The 25,660-nt window shown below is 38.6% G+C and carries 18 protein-coding genes and 1 pseudogene; 18 read left to right on the top strand and 1 reads right to left on the bottom strand.

Features of this window, described 5'->3' with window-relative positions:
• Positions 1-288 precede the first annotated feature (288 nt).
• From glyA to aqpZ, 7 genes are all read left to right on the top strand, one after another.
• A complete protein-coding gene (glyA, locus tag QI031_RS26960; RefSeq protein ID WP_281482644.1) occupies positions 289-1,572 on the top strand; it encodes a serine hydroxymethyltransferase in 1,284 nt (427 codons plus the stop codon).
• Between the two features lie 156 nt (positions 1,573-1,728).
• On the top strand, positions 1,729-2,775 hold the full coding sequence (locus QI031_RS26955; RefSeq protein WP_281482643.1) for a glycosyltransferase family 4 protein: 1,047 nt from the start codon (positions 1,729-1,731) through the stop codon (positions 2,773-2,775).
• A gap of 78 nt (positions 2,776-2,853) precedes the next feature.
• Entirely contained in the window at positions 2,854-4,113 is a 1,260-nt protein-coding gene (locus QI031_RS26950; RefSeq protein WP_281482642.1) for a competence/damage-inducible protein A, read from the top strand.
• Positions 4,114-4,304: 191 nt separating this feature from the next.
• Positions 4,305-5,093, top strand: coding sequence for an ergothioneine biosynthesis protein EgtC (gene egtC, locus QI031_RS26945; protein WP_281486133.1), 789 nt, complete (start codon positions 4,305-4,307; stop codon positions 5,091-5,093).
• On the top strand, positions 5,068-6,381 hold the full coding sequence (gene egtB / locus QI031_RS26940) for an ergothioneine biosynthesis protein EgtB (protein WP_281482641.1): 1,314 nt from the start codon (positions 5,068-5,070) through the stop codon (positions 6,379-6,381). The genes egtC and egtB overlap by 26 nt, the downstream gene beginning before the upstream one ends.
• Before the next feature lie 318 nt (positions 6,382-6,699).
• Positions 6,700-7,734: an L-histidine N(alpha)-methyltransferase gene (gene egtD, locus QI031_RS26935; protein ID WP_281482640.1), complete on the top strand. Its 1,035-nt coding sequence runs from the start codon at positions 6,700-6,702 to the stop codon at positions 7,732-7,734.
• A gap of 252 nt (positions 7,735-7,986) precedes the next feature.
• Positions 7,987-8,769, top strand: coding sequence for an aquaporin Z (aqpZ, locus tag QI031_RS26930; RefSeq protein ID WP_281482639.1), 783 nt, complete (start codon positions 7,987-7,989; stop codon positions 8,767-8,769).
• Between the two features lie 93 nt (positions 8,770-8,862).
• Here aqpZ and QI031_RS26925 read toward each other — a convergent pair whose 3' ends face one another.
• Positions 8,863-10,137 carry an energy transducer TonB gene (locus QI031_RS26925; RefSeq protein ID WP_281482638.1) on the bottom strand — a complete coding sequence of 425 codons (1,275 nt, stop codon included), beginning with the start codon at positions 10,135-10,137 and terminating at the stop codon, positions 8,863-8,865.
• 562 nt (positions 10,138-10,699) lie between these two features.
• On the opposite strand from QI031_RS26925, the pseudogene QI031_RS26920 reads away from it, so the two are divergent.
• The 11 genes and pseudogenes from QI031_RS26920 to QI031_RS26870 all read left to right on the top strand — a co-directional run.
• Positions 10,700-10,867: pseudogene (locus QI031_RS26920) on the top strand (MotA/TolQ/ExbB proton channel family protein); the annotation flags it as partial.
• Positions 10,851-11,255 carry an ExbD/TolR family protein gene (locus QI031_RS26915; protein WP_281482637.1) on the top strand — a complete coding sequence of 135 codons (405 nt, stop codon included), beginning with the start codon at positions 10,851-10,853 and terminating at the stop codon, positions 11,253-11,255. The pseudogene QI031_RS26920 and the gene QI031_RS26915, both read left to right, overlap by 17 nt.
• A gap of 260 nt (positions 11,256-11,515) precedes the next feature.
• Positions 11,516-12,523, top strand: coding sequence for a helix-turn-helix transcriptional regulator (locus QI031_RS26910; RefSeq protein ID WP_281482636.1), 1,008 nt, complete (start codon positions 11,516-11,518; stop codon positions 12,521-12,523).
• A gap of 267 nt (positions 12,524-12,790) precedes the next feature.
• Complete coding sequence (locus QI031_RS26905) at positions 12,791-15,445, top strand: TonB-dependent receptor domain-containing protein (protein ID WP_281482635.1); 2,655 nt, start codon at positions 12,791-12,793, stop codon at positions 15,443-15,445.
• A gap of 128 nt (positions 15,446-15,573) precedes the next feature.
• Positions 15,574-17,049, top strand: a complete 1,476-nt coding sequence (locus tag QI031_RS26900) for an aspartate aminotransferase family protein (protein WP_281482634.1) — start codon at positions 15,574-15,576, stop codon at positions 17,047-17,049.
• A complete protein-coding gene (locus QI031_RS26895) occupies positions 17,049-18,569 on the top strand; it encodes a pyridoxal phosphate-dependent decarboxylase family protein (protein WP_281482633.1) in 1,521 nt (506 codons plus the stop codon). Before QI031_RS26900 ends, QI031_RS26895 begins: the two co-directional genes overlap by 1 nt.
• Positions 18,570-18,725: 156 nt before the next feature.
• Positions 18,726-20,582: an IucA/IucC family protein gene (locus QI031_RS26890; protein WP_281482632.1), complete on the top strand. Its 1,857-nt coding sequence runs from the start codon at positions 18,726-18,728 to the stop codon at positions 20,580-20,582.
• 32 nt (positions 20,583-20,614) lie between these two features.
• Complete coding sequence (locus QI031_RS26885; protein ID WP_281482631.1) at positions 20,615-21,190, top strand: GNAT family N-acetyltransferase; 576 nt, start codon at positions 20,615-20,617, stop codon at positions 21,188-21,190.
• Complete coding sequence (locus tag QI031_RS26880; protein ID WP_281482630.1) at positions 21,190-22,491, top strand: lysine N(6)-hydroxylase/L-ornithine N(5)-oxygenase family protein; 1,302 nt, start codon at positions 21,190-21,192, stop codon at positions 22,489-22,491. Before QI031_RS26885 ends, QI031_RS26880 begins: the two co-directional genes overlap by 1 nt.
• On the top strand, positions 22,488-23,687 hold the full coding sequence (locus QI031_RS26875) for an MFS transporter (RefSeq protein WP_281482629.1): 1,200 nt from the start codon (positions 22,488-22,490) through the stop codon (positions 23,685-23,687). Before QI031_RS26880 ends, QI031_RS26875 begins: the two co-directional genes overlap by 4 nt.
• 97 nt (positions 23,688-23,784) lie before the next feature.
• A complete protein-coding gene (locus QI031_RS26870) occupies positions 23,785-25,638 on the top strand; it encodes an IucA/IucC family protein (RefSeq protein WP_281482628.1) in 1,854 nt (617 codons plus the stop codon).
• Positions 25,639-25,660: the final 22 nt, after the last annotated feature.

Here is a 25,660-nt window from a genome sequence, read left to right as displayed (position 1 = left end):
CGTCAACAAAACCTTCATCTATTATTTATTGTATGTTGTGTATCTTATATGATTAGATTCTTTAGTAAAAAGTCATACATAAACTTTGCACCAGAGTTGAGCATGTACAGCTAGTTGTATCCATTGCATACTAATCAAATTGACGATGGGGCGATCAAACTTGATAAATTATGATTATTAACACCGTTATCGTTTTGGCATTTAAATAGCAAAATATGGGCTGTTATGGTTAAGTGTTTAAACAGCCAAAATCAACTATTGTAAAAACTTTCCTTAGGATAATTGTCAGTGACTAAGACTAATTCAGACTTTTTGACTAACTCAGACCCCGCGATCGCGCAATTACTCAATCAAGAACTCCAACGTCAACGCGACCATTTGGAGTTGATTGCTAGTGAAAACTTTACCTCTGCTGCTGTACTAGCTGCTCAAGGCTCAGTATTGACAAATAAATATGCTGAGGGATTGCCTGGGAAACGCTACTATGGCGGTTGTGAATTTATTGATCAAGTCGAGCAGATCGCAATTGACCGAGTCAAACAGCTATTTGGTGCTGCTCATGCAAACGTCCAACCCCACTCCGGCGCACAGGCCAATTTTGCAGTTTTCCTGACTTTATTAGAACCTGGAGACAAAATCATGGGGATGGATTTGTCTCACGGAGGACATCTTACCCACGGTTCGCCTGTGAATGTCTCAGGGAAGTGGTTCCAAGTTTGTCACTACGGCGTTAGCCAACAAACAGAACAACTCGATTATGACCAAATTCGAGAACTGGCACTAAAAGAACGTCCGAAGCTGTTGATTTGTGGTTATTCGGCTTATCCCAGGATAATTGACTTCGTTAAATTCCGTAGTATTGCTGATGAGATTGGTGCTTATTTATTGGCGGATATTGCCCATATCGCTGGTTTAGTTGCTAGCGGTTTGCATCCTGATCCCATTCCTCACTGTGATGTAGTTACAACAACTACTCATAAAACTCTCCGTGGTCCCAGAGGAGGATTAATTTTGACTGGCGATGCGGAACTTGGTAAAAAGCTAGATAAAGCAGTTTTTCCTGGTACTCAAGGTGGGCCTTTAGAACATGTGATTGCTGGTAAAGCAGTAGCATTTGGTGAAGCTCTCAAGCCAGAGTTTAAAACTTATTCAGCTCAAGTGATTGATAATGCTCGTGCCTTAGCAAGTCAACTACAAAACCGCGGTTTAAAGCTGGTATCTAATGGAACTGATAACCATTTAATGTTAGTAGATTTACAGTCTATTGGACTGACAGGTAAGCAAGCAGATCAGTTGATGAGCGAAGTGAATATTACCGCCAACAAAAATACTGTTCCCTTTGATCCGCAGTCGCCTTTTGTAACTAGTGGTCTGCGTCTGGGTTCTCCAGCAATGACTACAAGAGGATTGGGAAAAATAGAATTTACCGAGATTGGTGATATTATTGCCGATCGCCTGTTAACTCCAGATTCAGAAACAATTGCTCAAGATTGTCGGCGACGAGTCGCTGCATTGTGCGATCGCTTTCCCTTGTACCCCCACTTGGAAATTCCTGTACCAGCACTAGTTTGACAAAGTTGCGAGAGCCAGATCCCCGACTTGTTTAAGAAGTCGGGGATCTGACCACCACTACAGCCTACTGATCAAAATCTAAAATATAGTAGATATTAGGTAGAAAGCTTCCTCCCACACATTTTTTCTTAGCCAACTACTTATTTAAAGATACAAATGCTTCCTCAGATTTATCATCTGATCGCCTTCCTTGTTGCCGCAGTAGTCGTTCTTTGGACTACTCCTGATGTCAGAAACATTGGTATAAAAAGTGGACGTGTCGATCAACCAGGCGATCGCAAAGTCCACCAACTCCCAATGGTACGCTTGGGAGGAGTTTCTATCTTTGCAGGTACTATCATCTCTTTGATGATTGTTTGGTGGTTGGGTGGATTTGCCAATCTACCTCCTGACAAAGAATGGCAAATTTGGGGTGTCACCTTAGGTGGTCTTGGCTTTTTTTTAATTGGTTTAGCAGACGATTTATTAAATTTGTCTGCCTTCAAACGCCTGCTGATGCAAATAGTTGTGGCAGCTGGCGCGTGGAAAGCAGGCGTAAGTATAGATTTCATTAGCATTCCCACAGTCGGGATAGTTGATCTCGACTGGCTAAGTTTGCCGATTACGATTATCTGGTTGGTAGGAATGGTCAACGCCATTAACTGGATTGATGGTTTAGACGGTTTAGCTGCTGGAGTATCGGGAATTGCTGCCGTAGTGATGCTGTTTGTGTCTTTATTAATGCATCAACCAGAAGCGGCCTTAATTGCTGCGGCCTTAGCTGGCGCATCGCTGGGATTTCTCCGCTACAATTTCAACCCTGCCCAAATCTTTATGGGAGATGGCGGCTCTTATTTTATGGGATTCACCTTAGCATCTGTGGGTGTAATTGGTCTGGTAAAAATTCCTGCTTTTACCGCCGTCATTTTGCCTTATGTAATTTTGGCAGTGCCAATTGTAGATATGTCAGCAGTGATTTTAGCCCGAATTTTTCGTGGTGAATCGCCTTTTGTCGCGGATAAACGCCACCTACACCACCGATTGTTAAAGGCGGGTTTATCTCATCGATGGACGGTTTTGTTCATTTACTCTTTGACTTTGTGGGTGGGAAGTTTAGCATTAGCGATCGCTGGCATCCCCAGTGGTATTGTTTATGCTTGTGGTACAACTTCACTATTAGGTTATGCAATTTGGCGCGTTTGGAAACTTTCTAGACAATCTTAAGGATTTGCAAATCAGAGAAGTTAACAGTTTAAGCGTTAAATTTAATTGATAACTCATAATTGATAACGCTTGCTTCCGATGAGTGCAGAAATTATTTGTGTTGGTACAGAAATGCTGCTGGGAGATATCCTCAACAGTAATGCTCAATTTATCGCCCAGCAGTTAGCACAGCTAGGTATTCCTCACTACTATCAGACAGTAGTTGGAGATAACCCAGAACGACTGAAGCAAGTAATAGAAATTGCTATTTCCAGAGCGCAAATTCTCATTTTTACTGGTGGACTTGGCCCCACACCAGATGATCTGACATGTGAAACTATCGCTGATTTTTTTAATGTCCCTTTAGTAGAACGTCTAGAAATCATTGAAGATATAACTCAAAAATTTACCCAACGCGGTCGGGTGATGACACCAAGTAACCGCAAACAAGCCTTGATTCCCCAAGGTGCAGAAATTTTACCTAATCCTATCGGCACAGCACCCGGTATCATCTGGCAACCGCGTCCCCAAGTCACAATTTTCACTTTTCCCGGTGTACCATCAGAAATGCATCGGATGTGGGAAGAAACAGCAGTACCTTTTCTCAAAAGCCAAGGCTGGGGTAAAGAAATTATTTACAGCCGGAGTTTAAAGTTTTGGGGCATTGGTGAATCTGCTTTGGCAGAAAAAGTTGCGCCCTATTTCAACTTGCCCAACCCCACAGTAGCGCCTTACGCAGGTAAAGGGGAAGTCAGACTAAGAATTTCGGCAAAAGCTGCTTCAGAAACCGCAGCAGAAGCTTTGATTTCGCCAATTGAGAAACAAATCAAAGAAATTGCTGGACTGAATTATTACGGTGCAGATCATGACACTCTGGCTTCTGTGGTTGGTCAGTTGTTACGAACAAGCAAAGAAACGCTATCAGTTGCAGAATCTTGTACTGGTGGCGGACTAGGACAAATGTTGACTGAAATCTCTGGAAGTTCTGATTACTTTTGGGGTGGGGTAATATCTTATGACAACTCAGTGAAAGTTGGACTATTGGGGGTTAACCCTGAAGATTTAGATCAATTTGGGGCAGTAAGTGCTACTGTTGCCGAACAAATGGCAGTTGGGGTAAAAACGCGCCTTGCAACTACTTGGGGATTAAGCATCACTGGTATTGCTGGCCCAAATGGGGGAACAGACACCAAGCCAGTGGGTTTAGTTTATATCGGTTTAGCTGGGCCAAAAGACGAAGTAGCAAGTTTTGAATATCGGTTTGGAATAATGCGGGGACGTACTTTAATTCGTCATGTAAGTGCAAGTACAGCATTAGATTTGCTACGACGGCAGTTGTTGACAAGAAAGTATAATTAACCGCCGATAAATTTGTTAAATAGGGTTTACTAAAAAAGTCTTTTGGTGTGGGTAGGGAACAGGGAACAGAGGGCAGTGAACAGTGAACAATGAAAACTGATAACTGTCTATTCCCCATGCCCAATGCCCAATGCCCCATGCCCTACGTTCAAAGCCTATTCTATAACAATTGGGAGCTAATAACCTCTATCATGTGCCGTTTACTTGCCTACCTAGGCTCACCTGTTTCTCTGGAACATCTTTTATATAAACCAGAACATTCTCTGATAGTTCAGAGTTACCAACCCCGCGAAATGACTTCTGGGGTGGTAAATGCAGATGGCTTTGGTGTGGGTTGGTATCATAGTCAAAAAGATACTCAACCTTTTACGTATAAAAATACGTTACCTATTTGGAATGACATAAATTTACCTCATCTTAGCCGCTATGTTGAGTCAAAATGTGTGCTGGCTTATGTTCGCAGCGCAACAGCCGGACAAGCATTAGATTTTGCTAATTGTCAGCCGTTTAATTATCAAAAACAGCTATTTATTCACAATGGCTACATCCAGAATTTTCGGCAAACATTACATCGAAAAATTCGCAGTACTTTAACTCCTGATTTTTACGAAAATATTAATGGTAATACTGATTCAGAACATATCTTTGCGTTGTTACTTTCTCAAGCACAAATCAATCAACATCGACCTCCAGAAGATGCTTTACGCATGACATTAATAACGCTATCAGACATGGCAAAACGCCATCAAGTAGAAGTCTCAGCAAATATAATTTTTAGCGACGGAAATCGGTTGATTGCTTCCCGCTTTGCTAGTACTTCACCTGCGCCTTCGTTGTACTGGCTACGAGATCATCCGACTTTCCCTAAATCTACAATTATTGCCTCTGAGCCACTATTTGTTGGTAATTGGACTGCTTGTCCAGAAAATAGCATTATCAGTGTGGGAGAAGATTGTGATATCCAAGTTGAGCAAATCTAATATTAAAGAGGCTATTTATCAAGCCTTAGGAGAATGTCGTCTCAAAACTATGGTGCTATTTGAGGGTATGGACGAAACTACATTTCGTAGTCAGCCTCACCCTGATTTTAGTCCCGTTGGCTGGCATTTAGGGCATATTGCCTACACCGAGTCTTTATGGTTGTTGGAACATAGTGCAAATTTACCTTGTTTATTTCCCCAATACCGTAAGTTATTTGCGGCTGATGGTTTACCCAAATCAGAACGTGTTCAATTACCAAACCTGGAGGAAACTTATGATTACCTCAATATAGTTCGAGGAAAAGTTTTAGAATGTCTGGAGATTGCTGATATTGAACAGCAAGAGCGTCTTTGGCGGTTTTTAATCCAGCATGAAAGCCAACACTTTGAGATTATTAGTTTTGTATTGGAATTGATTAATATTCAAAAATCAAAAGTCAATAATCAAGAATGGCAATTTCTTGATTACTCTATTACTCCAAGTTTACCCTTAGCGATCGCTCCTCAAAAAACTCTTCATAATTTTGAAGAGATGATTCAAATTCCAGCGGGTGAATTTGAACAAGGTAATGACTCAATTGATGCTTTAGATAACGAGCGCTTCGCGTCAAAAGTATATTTAGACACTTACTATATTGACCGCTATCCTGTGACTTGTGGGCAGTATCATTCATTTATAGAGGCAGGAGGCTATCAAGATCCGCGCTGGTGGTCAAAAGTTGGGTGGCAATGGCTACAAACAGAGCAGGTGACACAACCGCTTTATTGGTCTAGCAATCGTGTTTGGGATGATCATCCAGTTTATGGTGTCAGTTGGTACGAAGCCGAGGCATATTCGCGGTTTGTAGGCAAGCGATTACCCACAGAGGCCGAATGGGAAAAAGCCGCTAGTTGGGATGTTAAAGCTAATCGTCGCCGCACCTTTCCTTGGGGAGATGCAGCGCCAACAGCTCAATCACAAAATTGTAACTGCGATCGCCTCATTGGCAAAACCACACCAGTAAATGCTTACCCGGCTGGACAAAGTGCCTACGGCTTGTACGATACTTTAGGCAACGTCTGGGAATGGACAGCTTCTTGGTTTAGTGGCTACAAAGGTTTTCAAAGTTATCCTTACATCGGTTACTCGCAAGTTTATTTTGACCAAAAGCACCGTGTTTTAAAAGGTGGTAGTTGGGCAACTCGCCCTTGGGCGCTGCGTTCGAGTTTTCGCAACTGGTATCATCCCAGTGTGCGCCAAATTTTCGCCGGGTTTCGCTGTGCTAGTAGCACAATTGTTGAGTGCTGATTAAAAAACAATCGGCACTGTTTTAATGATTAAATCCGTAAATATAGCTACCAAACTATAGTAATCTAGCTCAGGCTTGATTTTATCAGCGATCGCTATGTGTTTCACTGACTGAAGTAAAGGTTATACCATTTCACGAAATTATTGATACAAATTACTTTTCTTACTCCCCCTGCCTCCGGTCACTGAGTTTCGACTGCGCTCAACTACCGCGTAGCCGAAGTGCTGCTTCCCCTGCTTGCCCAAATGTATCAACTTTAAAGTGAAACGGTATTAGTCCTGAAAAGAAACCTATTACACCGAACATCTGGAGGTTGAATGTCAATGTCTAAAGCTGCTATCAGCAAGACCTCTCAAGACAATATTGAAAAACGCTTGCAGATAGAGCGTTTAATAGAAGCAACTCGAATAGTTGCGTCGAGTGCTGGGAGTGATGTAATTAAAGGGTTAACTCAAACACCCAAATCCCTACCTCCCTGGTACTTCTATGATGACCGTGGTTCCGAGTTATTTGAGCAAATTTGTGAGTTACCAGAATATTATCTGACGCGCACAGAAACATCAATATTACAGCAGTATGCTGGTGAAATTGCCAAGATAACTGGTGCTTGTGAATTGGTAGAACTTGGTAGTGGTAGTTCCACCAAAACCCGTATCCTCTTAAATGCTTATCAACAATTAGGCTACCCCCTACGCTATCTGCCAATTGATGTCAGTGCAGGCATACTAGAAAGTAGTGCCAGGCAATTACTAGCAGATTATCCTTCACTACAAGTTCATGCACTAGCTGGAACTTACGAATTAGCTTTAGCACAACTTTTACCAACGCAATTATCCAGTAGGATGATTTGTTTTATCGGTAGCACTTTAGGTAATCTCCAGCCTCAACAATGTGATGTTTTCTTTTCCCAAATTACAAATGCTTTGCAAGTAGGAGAATATTTTTTATTAGGTATAGACTTGCAAAAACCCAAACATATTTTGTCACCAGCTTATAACGATCGCCAAGGCGTAACAGCAGCTTTTAACATTAATATGTTAGATCATTTAAATCGACGGTTTGAAGGGAATTTTGACACAACGCAGTTTGAACACTGGGCGTTTTATAATCAAACAGAGCATCAAATAGAAATGCATCTACGAAGCTTGCGATCGCAAACTGTGCAATTGAAATCTCTTAACCTCACCGTTAATTTTGCAGCAAGCGAGACTATCCTCACTGAAGTTTCCCGCAAATTTGACCTTAATACTATACAGCAGCAACTAACAGCATGGGGTTTAATACCGCGTCATGTCTGGACTGATGCCAATCAGTGGTTTGGTTTGTTGCTTTGTCAGCTGCAAGCAATTTAATAGTAGTTATACGTTGATTTTTTTTAAGTTTTGTTTGTAGGTTGGCATTGTCCACTTTACAAACAAAACTTAAACTTCGTAAGCAATGGTTGTTGGTTGAGGAATTGGTAAGCCACCTTGCAGCATCACTACTATATGAAGAAATTCAATAGCTTTTACATGGTTTATATTATGAGCTTTTAAGCTTATTTGGTTGCCGAATTATCTGGTATACTTAGGCTCAAAACAATTTTAAGGAAATATTTGATAAATATGGTGAAAATACCACTTTTTACCCGATGTATTGCAGAGTTCATTGGAACATTTGTGCTAGTACTTGGTGGATGCGGCAGTGCTGTTTTTGCAGCGGCATTTCCTGATGCAAACGCCAATGAATTAGGAATTGGTTTTGTAGGTGTTTCTCTGGCGTTTGGTCTAACAGTAATGACTATGGCTTATGCCATTGCTCATATTTCAGGTTGTCATCTTAATCCAGCTGTATCATTTGGACTTTGGTCAGGAAAACGTTTTCCTAGCTCTGATCTACTTCCATATATAGTTTCTCAGGTATTAGGCGCAATAGTAGCAGCTGGTCTTGTCTATTTAATTGCCACTGGTAAATCAGGATTTACACTTTCTGGTTCCAATCCACTCGCAACCAATGGTTATGGAGTTCATTCTCCCGCAGGTTATTCATTTATTGCCTGTTTTATTACAGAAGTGGTACTTACCTTCATTTTTTTAGTTGTGATCTTAGGTGCAACTGATGGTCGTGCGCCTAAAGGTTTTGCACCTATTGCTATTGGTCTATCACTAACACTGATTCATTTAATTAGCATTCCGATAACTAATACATCGGTTAATCCTGCTCGTAGTACGGGGCCAGCTCTTTTTGCAGGTGTAGAATTAGTCGGGCAACTATGGATGTTTTGGGTAGCTCCTATTTTGGGTGCAATATTGGCAGGCATTTTCTATTCGAGAGTTTTAGGTGAATCAGGAGCGCAAATTGTAGGTGAAGCCCAACCGAAAGTTGTAGATCAAGCCCAACTGAAATAAAATTTTTGGATGGGGCAGTTGACAGCAATATTAAAATAGATATACATCTAGGAAGTTGGCGATCGCTAGCAGAAATACAGACAGAAGTTAATTTCAGTGAATTTCGTATTTAGTAACAATTCTTACACTTTGTCTTCCGTTGGAACTAGGTTTGAGTTTCCAGTTACGTGCTAACTCCAGATGTTCCTTATCCAATCTGCTGTTTCCACTAGAACTAAGTAATCGCACGTTAATAACATTACCTTGGGCATCAGTATCAACAGCTACAGTTATTTTCCCTTCAATTCCTTGGCGTTTTGCCCAATCTGGGTAAACCTTGTCGCATTTACGACAAGCGGCACGTCCATCACCATCACCAACTAAATCACCCGTATCGTTACCCAAGCCGCCACTAGTTCCAGTATCTACGGTATTAGGTGCAGTTGCAATATTACCTGCAAAACTTCTCCGTCTTCTTCTAGGAGCATTATCGCTACTTTCGCCAATATTAGAAGTATCAGGTGAAGATAATGCCGTATTGTTGCTACTAAGTTTGGAATTGTCTCGGCTTTCTCTAATTCCTGAAAGAGTATTGTTTAACTCTGTGCTGTCTTGTTGGGTTGGTGCTGATGATTGGCTCGAAGGAGCCACCGGATTTGAAAAATCTCGCGCTGTTCTTCTAGAGCTTCTTTCCTGTGTTAGGGAACGTTTTAAATTTGCATCGAGTTTAGATGCTGGTGATTCTATCGCAGGAGTGACAGGAGTTGAAAATTCCCGTGGTGTGCTTTTAAAATCTCTTGATTGTGCGAGCAAATCTTTTAAATCTTCGCTGTCTTGTGGAGTTGGTTGAGATGGTTGTACTAAAGGAGTCACGGGAGTCAAGAACTTTCGTGGTGTCCTAGTTTCTGGTTTCGGTTGAGGTATTGGTGGTTGATTGTTGTTTTGAGCAACGGGTTCGGGTTTTTCAGGTTTTGATTCTGGGATAATGGGCTTTTCCCGCACAGCAGATGCAGGTGCAGGTGATAATGGTTCGACTTGTTTAAATTGTTTGAATGGTTTAATGTCTGGTTTGGGAATCGGTTGTTCTACAACAGGTGGTGTTTGTACAGCGACTTTGCCTTGTGTCGGTATCGGTTTTAATTTTGAGATTGCTGAACTTCCAGCACTAACGCGAGACTGGTTCGCAGTAGTGTCTAAGTTGCGTTGGGGTTTACTCGTATCAATAACTGGAAATTTTTTCTCCGGTAAGGGTTCTGGCTTTGGTTTTACTTCCTCTGTTGCTGCAATTTCGTCAGGAGGAGTATCGAGAAGAGTTATTTCAACAAGTTCATCCTCAACTTCAGACCTATTGTTGAATAAATATCTGCCAATACCGGAAGCCAGCAACACTACATGAAATATCAGTGATCCGATTAAACTGCACGTGAGAAAAAGTCTTAAAGCTTTTAATTCTCTTTCCCGGTGCTGTAGAGCCGTGCTTGAAAAGCTCATAGTTTCAAATCATTAATTGATATAGATTTGCATTAATTTGGAATTTTAAAATAATTTAGGCTAGAAGTCAATCAATTTTTCTAGATAATTACTTAACAATTTATAGCAATTGCTGATTTGCAGATACCTTTGACTCAAAGCTTAAATGACATTGTTACAGCAAATATATTTTTTAGTATTAAAATGTTCAAACTATTGATATGTCTGCTTTTAACAGCGTATGGCGTTTACAGATACAGCTACTAAGTATACTACTTTAGCAGGTTAAAATACCTTTAGATTTAATCTGCCATTAATTTTGTATACTTAGAATGATTGACATAGATTCTCATTTGTTCTAAGTTAGTTGATAACTATTATCATCTACCTGTGTAGAAGTTAGTAGTTATTATCATTAATGTACTTGAGAATTGTAAATGGGAACAAATAATCTGTTCTTAGCAGGTGGCATAGTCGTGATACTGCTGCTGAATTGGTTGTGGCAATTTTCACACTTATGTTTGCTAATGCATTTCGAGCAATGTAACAAAAACAGATGGCATTAATTCCAGAATACGGTGGAGAGTTGGAATTAATCTACCGTCATAATTACGAACGAGGAAATATTGATTATGCGTCTACCAGATGAAGCGGATATACCAACACAGATTAGTATTGTACCGATGATAGATGTGATATTTGCGATTTTGACATTTTTTATAATGTCAACGCTGTTTCTAACTCGTGAAGAAGGTTTACCCGTCAATTTACCCCAAGCATCTTCTGCTAAGCGTGCAACTGAATCGGCACGAGTCACGCTGACAGTAGATAAAGCTGGAAAGTTATTTTTGAATAAGCAGCCAATTAGTTTAGAGGGATTGGAAGCAGAAGTAAAAGCAAAAGCAAAACTCGCACAGCCTTTAATCGTGGTGTTGAATGCAGATGAGGCAGTGAATCACGGAAAAATTGTCGCAGTGATGGATAAAGTGCGACAGGTAAAGGGTACATCTTTGGCTATAGCGACTCGTCGAGACTAATTGAATCAATATTGGTTTGGCATTTTGTTGACTTGAATCAGCTAATCGTCATTTAAATTGCATCATGGTAATAAAAGCTGCAAACCCTCTCCCCTGCCGCCTCAATCAATGTGCAAATTAAATGTTTAACAGCTTATATGCATCTGTGAGTTCACTACCAAACATGAAGACGTAGCAATACTACGCTCTACAAAGCTTTAGCTTTAAAATAAAATCTAATTTTCTTAAGTTTACATAATGTAGGAATATATAAAACCAATATGACAATTACTATCTCAAGTAACAATTGGGAAGATTTCTGGCAAGAAGAGCAACAAAAATTAAACAATACAAGCTGTTTGAACAACCACGAACACATTTTGAGTTTTTCTAATCAGCTAGGTAAGGGTTATCAACAACAATTTTTTCTGCATTCTGGTTTATCTATTTATATTCATAAATTGGAACTTATAGATAATATTGTTGAATCAATCCATTCTCAAAAATTTTTACCTGAATTTGCTTTCCACCTCAACGGAAAGCGCAAGTTAGTAGATGGAAGTTACCATCAAGCGGGAGAAAATTTCTTTGCAATAGGACCTTGTTTAAGTGGAACTCAGGAATGGTCTGCAAATACTCCAACTCTCAAAGTTGATATACATATTGAACCTAATATTTTAGGAAGTTACTTATGTGATTATCATCAAAAAATACCTTCAGAATTAAACCAACTTTTGCAAGGAACAGACGAAAAATTTTATTTTCATTCTGGTAAAACTACAGCTCAAATGCAGCTTTGCTTGCATCAAATTTTAAATTGTCCCTATCAAGGTATAATTCAACGAATTTATTTAGAAAGTAAAGCGTTAGAATTAATTTCTATACGTTTGCAAGAAGTATTGTCAGAGCATGAGTCTAGATGTTCGACATCAAAAGTTATTGGTGCAAATGACATTGAGCGAATTCATCATGCTAGAGAAATTTTACGTTGTAATTTTGAAAATCCGCCTTCGTTACCAGAATTAGCCCGTAAGGTAGGTTTGAATCAACGCCAACTTAAGCAAGGGTTTCGTGCTTGTTTTGATACTACTGCTTTTGGATATTTGCACGATTATCGCATGGAACAAGCCAGGTTGTTATTGACTGAAACTCAAATGGGTGTAACTCAAGTTGCTTACGGCGTTGGTTATGCTAGCTTACCGTCTTTTAGTGCCGCTTTTCGCAAAAAATTTGGTATTTGTCCGCGAACTTACGCTACCACAAAAGAGAAAAAAGTACTTTTGGAATAAAAAACAGTCCGTTTCCAATAAGACTTTGAATATTAATTTAGTGTAATGTTATTTTTAGTAATTGATAAATATTCCTAACTAGGGACAATTTGCTGTAAATGTCATAGAAGTTTTTTCCAGAAAATTCATACTGTTTTGAGAAAATTGCACTTTTGTTTCTGCAAGTTCGATTCTGCTTGTCAAGGATATTTCTGTAGTATCTAATTGCAACTCGTTATTGTTTTTAAACATTTAATTATTTAATTCATCTTGTGATGTGAGGAAAGAATGAAGCTACAGCAATTACTGCAAATTATTGTACTTACTAGTTTAGTTGGAGCATTGGGAAATAATCTTGCTCAAGCTGAAGCAATACTTGCTGAAATTGAAGAAACGAAAAAAACTGTAAGTAATTTCAATTTAACTAATAGTTCCCGCGAATTTGCCCAGTCATTACCTCAAGTCATAAAAGTAACTGGGGTAAAGTTAAATCAAACGAATCAAGGTATAGAAATAATTTTAGAGACAAACTTGGCTCAAAATTTGCAAGTTGTAAATCGTAGTCAGGGTAATAATTTTATTGCAGAAATTCCTAACGCACAACTCAGCGTGTCTGAAGGAAATGCATTTACTAAATTAAAGCCGATACAGGGAATTAGTGAGATAGAAGTTATCAATAAAGATGCAAACACGATTCAAGTAAAAGTAATTGGAGAAACAGCTTCACCGCAAGTTGAGTTATTTGATAGTAGTACGGGTTTAATTTTTGGGTTAAAGCCAACAGCATCTACTGCTCAAACACCAGAAAAACCAACTCCAACTCCACCACAACAAGAATCACAAACATCACAGAAGCCTACCACTTCTCAAACAGAGACAGATAATAACCAGCCAATTGAACTGGTAGTAACTGCAACCCGAACGGAGCAAGATATTCAAAAAGTACCGCGTTCGATAACCGTTATCAATCGTTCGGAAGTTGAACAGCAAACTAGATTATCGCGTAATTTAATTGAAATTCTTGGTAAATCAGTACCCGGTTTAGCACCCCCTACTCAAAGTGGTAGTAATTTTGGATTATCTTTGCGGGGACGCAATACTTTAGTTTTAATTGATGGGGTTCCTCAGTCTACAAGTCGCAATGCTTTCCGAGATTTGAAAACAATTGATCCCTCTGCAATCGAACGTGTAGAAGTTGTACGCGGTCCGAGTGCGATTTATGGTGATGGTGCAACGGGTGGTGTAATTAATATTATTACCCGACAAGCCGATACAAATAGATTGACTTCAAAAACAGAATTTGGTGTAAATGCAGCTTTGGGAGAATTGGAAGAAGATAGTTTCAGCACGAATTTTCAACATACAATTTCTGTTAACGAAGATAAGGTTGATTTTACGGGCAATATTTCATTTACGAACACTGGTAGTTTTTTTGATGCACAAGGAGACAAAATTCCTTCTGATCCCAATGCTCAAGGTGGTTTTGCGGATGCTAGAAGTATTAATTTATTCGGAAAATTAGGTGTCAATTTTGACGATTATCAACGTCTGCAATTGACGTTTAACCGCTTTGATGAAAAACAAGATACGGATATTGCTAGCGATCCAACTGTAAATTCTATACCGGGAAGACAGAAGGCTCGTGCTATTGAAGGACTGAGTTTAGACGAACTTCCAGGTAACGAAAACACACTGTTGAATTTACAATACAATCATGACAATTTATTAAATAGTAAAGTCCAGGCTCAAGTATATTATCGAAATTATCTGACCAGATTTTTCCCTTTTGATGGTCGAGAATTTGCTAGTTTGGGTAACGAAATTATTCAATCAGAAGTAGATTCAGAAAAATATGGAGGACGATTGCAGATTGAAACTCCTTTATTTGATGGGGAAAAAGTCAAATTACTCTGGGGTGCAGATTATTTTAAAGAAGAAACATCTCAAATTGTCTCTACCTTTGATGGAGCTGTTTTTGATGCAAGTGGAGGATTGGTTTTTAGTAAAAATAACGAACGTACTTGGGTTCCACCTTTAGATTTAAGTAGTCTAGGTGTATTCGCTCAGTTAAATTGGAATGTTAGCGAAAAGTTGGTTTTAAATGGCGGTGTACGTTACGAAAACTCCGACGTTAGTGTTAATGACTTTAGCACATTAGCCAACCCTGATGTTAATATTCAGGGTGGCGATCTTAATTTTGATGCAATTTTATTTAATGCTGGAGCAGTATACTCAATTACTGATAATGTAAGTGTATTTGCTAACTTTTCTCAAGGATTTTCCCTTTCGGATATTGGTTTAGCCCTTCGCAATGCACCACCAGGATTTTCTGTAGAAACATTACGTCCGGAACCGCAAAAAGTAGATAGTTACGAAATCGGTTTGCGGGGTAGATGGAATCAAGTTCAAGCATCTTTATCTGCTTTCTACAACGAATCAGAATTGGGTACTACCTTTACAGCTCCAGGAACAATTATCCGCGCACCAGAAAGAATATATGGTGTGGAAGCGGCAGTTGATGTAAAACCCAGTCCGAGCTTTGCTTTGGGCGGAACATTTACCTTTATTGGAGGTGAAATTGATCTTAATAATGATGGTAACTACGGCGCTTTGGATGGATTTAGGATTCCCCCATTGAAGTTAACGGCTTATGTAGAAAATGAAACTTTACCGGGATGGAGTAATCGTCTGCAAGCTTTATTCTCAGGAAACCGAGATTTGTTTACAAATAATACCAGTTTTGGCAGAAGACCTGTAGATAGCTATTTTGTCCTAGACTACATTAGCAGCATTCAAATTGGTACGGGAACTTTGCAAATTGGCGTTGAAAATCTTTTGGATAATCAATATTTTCCTGTGGTTTCTCAATTGCAAGCTAATGATAGTTCCTATAGTGCTGCTAGAGGTAGAACTTTGAGCGTTAAATATTCAGTAGACTGGTGAGCTTGGATCTTAGACTTAACCCTAGCTCTGTAAGTAACTGTTTTTATTTCTAAAAGCCTCTAAAAAAATTGAGAATTTTTTCAAAAAGTTGATTGATTTATTGTCAAAGGCATCAAGAGGTATTTAAAATGCAACCACAAGAAAAAGGTTCGCATCGTTGTTATGGCGAGAATGTCGTTTTACCATTAGTGTCTGGAATTAGCCGTGCAGAATCAAAAATTGAGAATTATTATGAAATACCAGGAACAGCATCAAAACATTATCTAGAACGTCAACAAATCCGGGAATCTAATGCTAGAAGCTATCCTCGTCGTATCTCTATGGCGATTAGAGAAGCCAAGGGAATTTATATCAAAGATGTTGATGGTCATACTTATTTTGACTGTCTAGCGGGTGCTGGAACTTTAGCTTTGGGACATAATCACCCTGTTGTACTTGATGCTATTAGAGATAGTCTAGATGCGAATTTACCTTTGCATACTTTAGATTTGACCACTCCAGTTAAAGATGCATTTGTGGAAGAATTATTTGCTAGTTTACCCGCAGAATTTGCCCGGAATGCCAAAATCCAGTTTTGCGGGCCATCGGGAGCTGATGCAGTGGAAGCGGCGATGAAATTAGTGAAAACTGCTACTGGACGACGCAGTATATTATCATTTCATGGTGGCTATCATGGTATGACTCATGGGGCTTTGAGCTTGACTGGTAATCTTGAACCCAAGCAGGCGATCGCCGGGTTAATGCCAGATGTGCATTTTTTGCCTTATCCATATCATTATCGTTGTCCTTTTGGTTTTGGTGGTGAAGCAGGACATCAAATAAGTAGTCGTTATATAGAGTCGATTCTCAACGATCCAGAAAGCGGCATTGTTACTCCAGCCGGAATGATTTTAGAAGTTGTTCAGGGAGAGGGGGGAGTAATTCCCGCTCCCGATGACTGGATGCGAGAGATTCGCCGCATCACCTGCGAATGTCAGATACCCTTAATTGTCGATGAAATTCAGACTGGTTTGGGACGAACCGGAAAACTTTATGCTTTTGAGCATTCGGGGATAATTCCAGATGTGTTGCTGTTATCGAAGGCAATAGGTGGCAGTTTACCATTATCAGTTGTTCTATATCATAAAAAACTAGATAAATGGACTCCTGGCGCTCATGCTGGGACATTTCGGGGAAATCAACTAGCTATGGCAGCAGGGGGTGCAACGTTGCGATATATTTTGGAAAATCGCCTTGCAGAACATTCAGATATAGTGGGCGATCGCCTTTTAGAACATCTGCGTCAAATTCAAAATGAATCTTGCTGTATGGGTGAAGTCCGGGGAAGAGGGTTAATGATTGGTGTAGAAATCGTCAATCCCCTAGCAGAAAAGGACTTTCGCGGAAATTATCCGACTTATCCCCAATTAGCGAGTTGCATTCAAGCCGAATGTCTGCGTCGGGGTTTAATTATTGAAATTGGCGGTAGATTTGGTAGTGTGGTTCGTTTCTTACCTCCTTTGATCGTTACTCCCGAACAAATTGATAGCATCAGCGAGATTTTCCAAGCATCTGTAAAAGCAGCAGAGCAACAGTTATTACCCATTCTTTCCCAAGCATCCTAATGGTAATGCAATCAGTAAATTCCTCTGTTGTGGAGGACTTAGACAACTTTGACAGCTATTTTTTAACTAACTCTTCCCAGAGTATAGCTGCATACAAACAAGCGATGGCGATCGCTCAAGAAGCAATAATTGAGGCTTTTGCCAGTCAAAACCAACCCTATAGCGGTGTTAATCCCCAAGATTTAGCAAAAATCCTCGCAACTATCGAACCTTGTCCAGAATTTGGCCAGCAATTGCAAAATATTCTTACAAACATAGGTGAGAATATTCTCAATCACTCCGCAATTATTTCCCATCCGGCTTGTATTGCTCACCTACACTGTCCCCCCCTCTTACCATCTCTGGCTGCGGAGGTCTTAATTAGTGCTAGCAATCAATCGATGGATTCTTGGGATCAGAGTCCGGCTGCAACTTTATTAGAACAAAGGTTAATCGATTGGCTGTGTAAAATATTTGGTTATCAGACCAAAGCTGATGGTGTATTTACTAGTGGCGGTACTCAGTCTAACTTTATGGGCTTATTACTAGCTAGAGATGCTTTTGCTTTTCATAGATTGAGTTGGTCAATTCAACAGCAAGGATTACCTCCAGAATTTCAGCGCTTTCGCATTCTCTGTTCTGATGTGTCGCATTTTACAATTAGTCAAGCTGCTTCATTGCTGGGACTGGGACAGCAAGCGGTTGTCATGGTAAAGACAGATAGTAATTATTGCCTTGATGCTGATGTTGTAGAGCGCAAGTTAGCAGAATTACAGTCAGAAGATTCGTTACCCATAGCGCTAGTTGGAACAGTAGGAACTACGGATTTTGGCAGTATAGATCCATTGCCAGAATTAGCAGATTGTGCGCGAAAATATGGGTTATGGTTCCATCTGGATGCAGCTTATGGTGGTGCATTGATATTGAGCGATAAGCATAAACACAAATTAGATGGTATTTGGACTGCTGATTCTATTACCGTTGATTTTCATAAACTGTTTTACCAACCAATCAGTTGTGGGGCTTTTTTGGTTAAGGAGCGTAAAAATTTTGAATTAATTAAGTTACACGCTGATTATCTCAATCCCCAAACTAATCAAGATGCTGGAATACCGGATTTAGTCACTAAATCCGTGCAAACGACTCGACGTTTTGATGCTTTGAAATTGTTCGTTTCCCTTCGTAACTTAGGGAAGAAAAAATTCGCTCGGATGATTGATAGCACAATCGAATTAGCTCAGGAAACAGCAAGCTTAATTAAAAATCAACCAAAGTTAGAATTAGCAAATTATCCGACGATTAATGCTGTAGTTTTTCGTTATCTTCCCAGTCAAGCTTTAACAGCTTTCGATTGTGAAAGAGTAAATCAAATTAACAGTCAAATTCGGATGCAGTTGATGCAGCAAGGCATAGCTGTATTAGCACAAACCAAAATTAGTGAATTGACGTATTTGAAATTTACTTTACTCAATCCCCGCACAAGTCTTGTAGATATTAAGAAAATTTTGCAAGCGATTCAAGAAATTGGCGATAATTTGTAGTAAATGAAATAAATCGCAGAAACACATAGCTAATTTTAGCGCAAAATTAAGAAATTTCAAAACTCAAAAAGCTAATTTTTAAAATGCTTAAGACTGATGTTTTTTAAGTACAAAGTCTGAGAAAAAATCCAATTTAAATTAACAAATGTAACAATTATGATGTCAGACACAATTACCAAACTTGAAGTAAGTTTACAAACACAAGAGCTTACTGATAAAGAGATTGCAGAACGAGCTACGATTCAAAGTTTCTTAAATTGCTATTTGCGAGAAACGAACACTGGTAAACTGATCACAAAGGCAGTTGCAAGTACTGATATAGCATTTACAGAAGTTCTCAGTCGAACGGGTGCTAATTCACTATTTTGCTGCATCTTAAAAAAACAATGTTTAAGATTATTAATTGGAATTAAATATTGGTCACTCACGGGTAGACATGTATTTTCATTTCCACTATTTTATCAACCAAGTACGGGTAATTTATTAGAATTAGATTATGTGACTTTAGTAGCTTTGCTTACTAAGGAGTTAGCTTTAAATAGTGGTAGTAACAGCCATCAAGATGAACTGTTATCAAGAGTGATTCAAAGCTATAGTCATATTGAAAAATTTGTTCGGGAGAGAAAACAAGATAAAGAATCACTTTATCAATTCAATAACTCTTTTATTAACACAGAACAAGCGTTAGTTTTTGGACATCATTTACATCCAACACCAAAAAGCCGTCAAGGTTTTTCTGAGCAGGAGTTAGTTACTTATTCCCCAGAATTAAAAGGTAATTTTCCACTGCATTATTTTCGCGCTCATCAATCGATTACTGTGGAAGGTTCTGCACTATCACAAACAGCTACAGCATTGATTAAAGCGGAATTAATTCAAGATCTAACAATTGATGAAGAATTTAAGCAAAAATATTGTCAAATAGATGAATATTCTTTATTACCAATTCATCCTTGGGAAGCAAACTATTTACTTAATAAACCGGAAATTCAAAAGTTAATTAATCGGGGATTATTGCAAGACTTGGGTGAGCAAGGTAAAGTATATCAACCTACAACTTCAATCCGCACAGTTTATCATCCACAATCGGCATTTATGCTGAAGCTGTCATTAAATGTGAAAATTACTAATTCTCTGCGAATAAATTTGTATAAAGAATTAGCAAGAAGTGTAGAAGTTTATCAAATTTTAGCGGGTAAGATAGGTAAAAAATTACGTCAAAAGTTTCCGAATTTTCATGTAATTCGTGACCCAGCTTATATTACAATTCAAATTGATGGTGTACCTATTAACGGTTTCTCCACAATTTTAAGAGAAAATCCATTTTTAGATCATCCTGAAACTGATGCAACTTGTTTAATTGCTTTATGTCAGGATGCTATTTTTGATGATGGTTCGCGTTTAAAGAATGTTATTCAGCAATTAGCGCAACAAGAATCGCGTTCTACTGAGGAAGTTAGTTTAAACTGGTTTAGAGATTATTTACAGGTTTATTTAGAACCTATTTTGTGGCTGTATTTTACCTATGGTGTTGGTTTAGAAGCGCATCAACAAAATAGCGTGTTGCAGTTAGAGAATGGTTATCCCAAATGTTTATTTTATCGAGATAATCAAGGATATTATTATCGTCGCTCTTGTCATCAGTTATTAGATAATATTTTACCGGGTATTAGTGACAAGAGTGAAACTATTTGTGACGACGCTGTGGTAGATGAACGTTTGGGTTATTACCTGTTCATTAACAATTTGTTTGGGTTAATTAATGCTTTTGGAGTAGCGGGACTTGTGGATGAAAAGTTATTGCTCAAAGAGTTACGAAACAAGTTAGAAGAATATATAGATTTAGCTCCAAAATCTACAAAACTACTGGAAAATTTGCTGTTTGAACCTAAATTACGTTGTAAAGCAAATCTTCTAACTCGCTTTCACGATATGGATGAGTTAGTGGGTTCTGTTGCCACTCAATCTGTTTATGTGAATATTGACAATCCTTTATTGCTAATTAAAAAGTAGATAAACATAAACGACAAAGATATACCGCTCAAATGACATCAACTACTGATAATTACGTTTACCAAAAGCTGGATGTAAAACTTAATAAAGTTATTGCTTTTCGTCCGGCCAATTTATCGGCAGATCTAGATAAAATTCACAAATGGATGAATCAAGATTATGTAATTACTTTTTGGAAATTAGGATTTAATAAAGATAAAATTCAGCAGTATTTGCAAAAGGCTTTAGCGGATAAACATCAAAATCTTTACATTGGTTTTATAGATGGTGTTCCCATGAGTTATTGGGAGTCATACTGGACAATTGATGATGTTATATCCGGTTATTATTCAGCAGAAAACAGCGACCAAGGTATTCATTTGTTAATTGGCGATCGCTACTTTTTAGGTAAGGGTTATGCTTTACCTTTGTTACGTGCCATGACGTTTTTTCAGTTTCAATATTCTGCAACTCAAAAAATTATTGCAGAACCAGATATTCGCAATCAAAAAATGATTCATGTTTTTGAAAAATGTGGCTTTGTGTTTCAAAGAGAAATTTTATTACCGGATAAAAATGCGGCTTTGATGTTTTGCGAACGTCAACATTTTATGGAGAAATGGAAGTAATGCAAGATCGTGTTTATGATTTAATTGGTGTGGGGATTGGACCTTTTAATTTAGGTTTAGCAGCACTGTTAGAACCTGTAACTAAAATTAAGTCTTTGTTTATCGAACAAAAAACCAAGTTTCAATGGCATCCTGGTTTATTAATTGAGGGAAGTTCCATTCAAGTGCCATTTTTAGCAGATTTAGTGACGATGGCTGAACCTAGCAATAAGTTTAGCTTTCTTAGCTATTTAAAAGCTAAATCTCGTCTTTATCAATTTTACTTTTGGGAAGAATTTCATATTCCTCGACGGGAATACAATCATTACTGTCAATGGGTAGCAGAACAGTTATCAAGTTGTTGTTTTGGACAGCAAGTAGAAAGTATAAACTGGCAAGAAGAATCTCAGTTATTTGCCGTCAAAACTCAAGATATCAAAAATAATACTAGTTTAACCTATGACTGTAAAAATTTGGTTTTAGGAGTTGGTTCTGTTCCTCAAATACCTGCTTGTTTCCAAAATATGAAATCGGAGAGTCTTTTTCACTCAGCAGAATTTTTAGATAGACGAGAAATTCTCCGTCAATCAAAATCCGTTACAGTAATTGGTTCTGGACAAAGTGCGGCTGAAATTTTTTACGAACTCTTACAAGAACAGGAAAACTACCAATATGAAATTAATTGGTGTACTCGTTCTTCGGGCTTCTTGCCAATGGAATATTCTAAGCTAGGGTTAGAGCATTTTTCTCCTGACTATATCCATTATTTCTACAGTCTATCTCCCCAGAAGCGAGACGATTTAATCAAAAAGCAAGACTTACTTTATAAAGGTATTAGTTTTAGTACCATTAACAAAATATATGACTTGCTTTACGAGCGTTCCGTCGCTGAAAATTATCCCAATATCAAGTTAAGATCTGGAGTAGAGGTTAAAGAAGTCGAAACTACAAATAACCGCTATCGTCTTACCTATCGTCATTCCCATCAAGACGAACGATTTAGTCATGAAACTGACTGTATTATTCTCGCTACGGGATATCGTCATGCTGTACCAAACTGTATTGCAAATATCCGCGATTTGATGCAGTGGGATGAAAAAGGACGCTACAACATCAACTTTGATTATCACCTCGGTTTAACAAAAGATATTCCTAACCGGATTTTTGTTCAAAATGCAGAATTACATACTCACGGTATTGGTTCCCCAGATTTAGGATTGGGCTGTTATCGCAACTCTGTAATTATAAATACTTTGGCAGGAGAAACAGTTTATCCGGTAAAACGCCAGAATATCTTTCAGCAGTTTGGAATAGCAGCATGAGACATCGCCAAAGCATGGTATCTTTTGCACTATTTTTATGCGTATTCCTGGCGGTATTTAACGAGGTATTACTTTCACCCTTTTATCCTCAGTTTTTTCGCAAGGTATTTGGTGTTGAAGATTTAGCTTATACAGGATATTACATCTTTATCTGTCGCTTAACTGTAGTGCTGTGTGCGCCGATATGGGGTATTTTATCCCGCAATATCGAAGTTAAATATCTACTCTACATCGGTCAAGCCGGTACGGCAATAATGACTGCTTTGATGGGGACAAGCAACAATGCTTCCCAGTTCCTTGTTTATACCATCATTTTATTGCTGTTTAAAAGCAGTTACCTATTAGTTTATCCTTTGATTATCCAACTAGCAGGTGAAGCAAAGCGCGCGACAGCTACAGGAATTTACCAAGCCGTATTTCACGGTGCAATTATCGCTGCAACCGTTGCTGGTGCGGGAATGGTGAACTTTGCAACACCTTTAAGGTTGTTTTATCTAATTGCAGTTGCGGATGTTGTACAACTAATTATTTGCATCTATATTTTGCAAGGTGTTTTTACCCGAAAAAAAGATAAACAAAATATTGAAAATGCTCCCATAGCTAGCAATCAATTGAGTTTTATCGTTGCTATCGGGATGGCAATTCTCACTTTTCAATTAGCAAATAATTTAGTGCGTCCTTACTTTACAGAATACGTCACAACCAACTTCTTTAACATTAATCTGCTTGCCAGTAGCTTGCTGTTTTTGATACCCAGTATTATGGCGATCGCCGCTTTACCCTATATCCGCAAAGCTTGTCAACCCAAGGCTTTACCGTCTATTTACTTAGGAGGAATATGCTTGTTAGTTACTAGTTTATTTTTTCAAGGTTGGACACAAAATATTTTTGTTTTAATTTTGGCGCGGGTAATTTACGGATTTTGTCTTGCGGTGACACAAGCAGCTTTAGAATTGCAATTGTTTAATAGTAGTGCTTCTAATCGTCTGCATTTTAATTACAGCCTGACAACTTCCTTTGCGAATTTTGGACATCTCGCAGCACCCTTGATGGCTTCAGCATTAGTCAACACTTATAGTTTAGCTGTGCCATTTTTAGTGGCTGGGATAATTGGTAGCGTTAATTTAATCTTTGTCCGGTTAGCAGTTTTTCGCAAGTCTTGTTTTACTTTTTCTAAAATTAGTCATCATCCTTAGTCTTTAGAAATCAAATTGAATTACTATATGTTTTTCTCACACAAAAATAAGGGCGCGTTTTTGCAGAAAAATATCTCATAAAATAGGAAAGACTATCATGGATTCTTTATCAACTTTAAATCAGGCATTACAACCAGAGACTTGGCAAATTGTAGGTAAGAATTTACTTGCAAAAATGCTTTCTGAATTTATGTATGAGGAAATTATTCAACCGGAAATTTGGGAAGAAAAGCCAGATTTGACAATTTACCATCTTTCTTTACCTGGAGGTATTGCTTATCGTTTCCAAGCTAAAAAACGTTTGTTTGATTCTTATCATGTCATTCCTACTTCTTTACAGCGTTATCAAGGTAAGGAATGGTTGAGTGCTGCAAATCCCTTACAATTTGTTTTGGATATTCATATTGCTGTAGGAATGACAGCGGAAACTACTGCTCACCTCATTAAAGAGTTAAGTAATACTTTACTGGCAGATACCCACATTCAGTTTAAACAAGCAACTCAAGATATTGACTTGACACAGTTAGATTATCCTCATTTAGAAGGAGAAATGCAAGGACATCCTTGGATTACTTTTAATAAAGGACGTATCGGTTTTGGTTATGATGATTACCTAGCTTATGCACCAGAACAAAAACAACCAGTAAATCTATTTTGGATTGCGGTGAAACGCGATCGCGCTCACTTTCAAGCTATCAAAGAATTAGATTACCAAACTTTGATGCAAGCAGAATTAGGAGAAGCAATCCTCACGAAATTTATATCTGTCTTAAAATCACAAAATCTCGATTCAGAAAATTATTATTTCTTACCAGTTCATGGATGGCAGTGGAAGAATATTATTATCCCCCTATTCGCTTGCGAAATCGCTACCAAAGCCATTGTTCCCCTCGGTGAAAGCGATGATAAATATCTACCCCAACAATCCATCCGTACCTTTGCAAATATCACTAATCCCCATAAATGCTACGTCAAATTGCCATTGAGTATTTTAAATACTTTAGTTTATCGCGGTCTACCCGGTGAAAGAACTGTAGTTGCTCCCCAAGTAACCGAATGGATTAAATCAATTTACGATCGCGACTCTTTCCTTAAAGATGAATGTCGCTTTATCCTTCCTGGAGAAATTGCCAGTATCAATTACGACCATCCCTACTATAGCCAATTTTCCGGCGCACCTTACCAATACAAGGAAATGTTAGGCTGTCTGTGGCGAGAAAGCGTATTATCTTATACTGAATTTGATGAACGCCCGATTACCTTAGCGGCTTTACTGCACGTTGATGGTAGTGGTAAACCCTTTATTTCTCAGTTGGTAGAATGTTCCGGGCTGAGTTTAGAAGTATGGCTATCTCGTTTGTTTAACATCATCTTGCCACCTCTACTTCACTATCTCTATCGCTATGGTGTGGTGTTCTCTCCCCACGGGGAAAACACTATTTTGGTACTTAAGAATTGTATTCCTCACCGCTTGGCGATGAAAGATTTTGTCGATGATGTAAATATCAGTCGTCATCCCTTACCGGAACTAGCATCTTTACCTGAAGAATTAAAAACAGTATTGCTTACAGAACCCCCAGAAGGCTTGTGTCAGTTTATCTTTGCTGGGTTATTTATCTGTCACCATCGCTATCTTTCTCACCTCTTAGCAGATTACCATAACTATCCAGAACAAAGTTTTTGGTTGCAAGTGCGAGAGACGATTTTAAATTATCAAAGTCGTTTTCCCGAAATGCAAGGCAGATTTGAAATATTTAACTTGTTTGCACCCCAATTTACTAAATTGTGCTTGAATCGCAACAGGTTGTTAACTTATGGCTACGCTGACGATGGCGATCGCCCTCATGCCGCTGCCTATGGCAAAGTTAATAATGCTTTATATAAAGTAGGTGAATTATCTGCATCTAATGCCAAACTTTCTCAATACTCTGATGACTACTTGACAAAATGATTCTCAATTAGGTTAGCTATTA

It is taken from the genome of Halotia branconii CENA392 (genome assembly GCF_029953635.1).
In the GTDB taxonomy this organism is placed as follows: Bacteria; Cyanobacteriota; Cyanobacteriia; order Cyanobacteriales; family Nostocaceae; genus Halotia; species Halotia branconii.
This window is presented reverse-complemented; position numbering and strand designations above follow the sequence as displayed.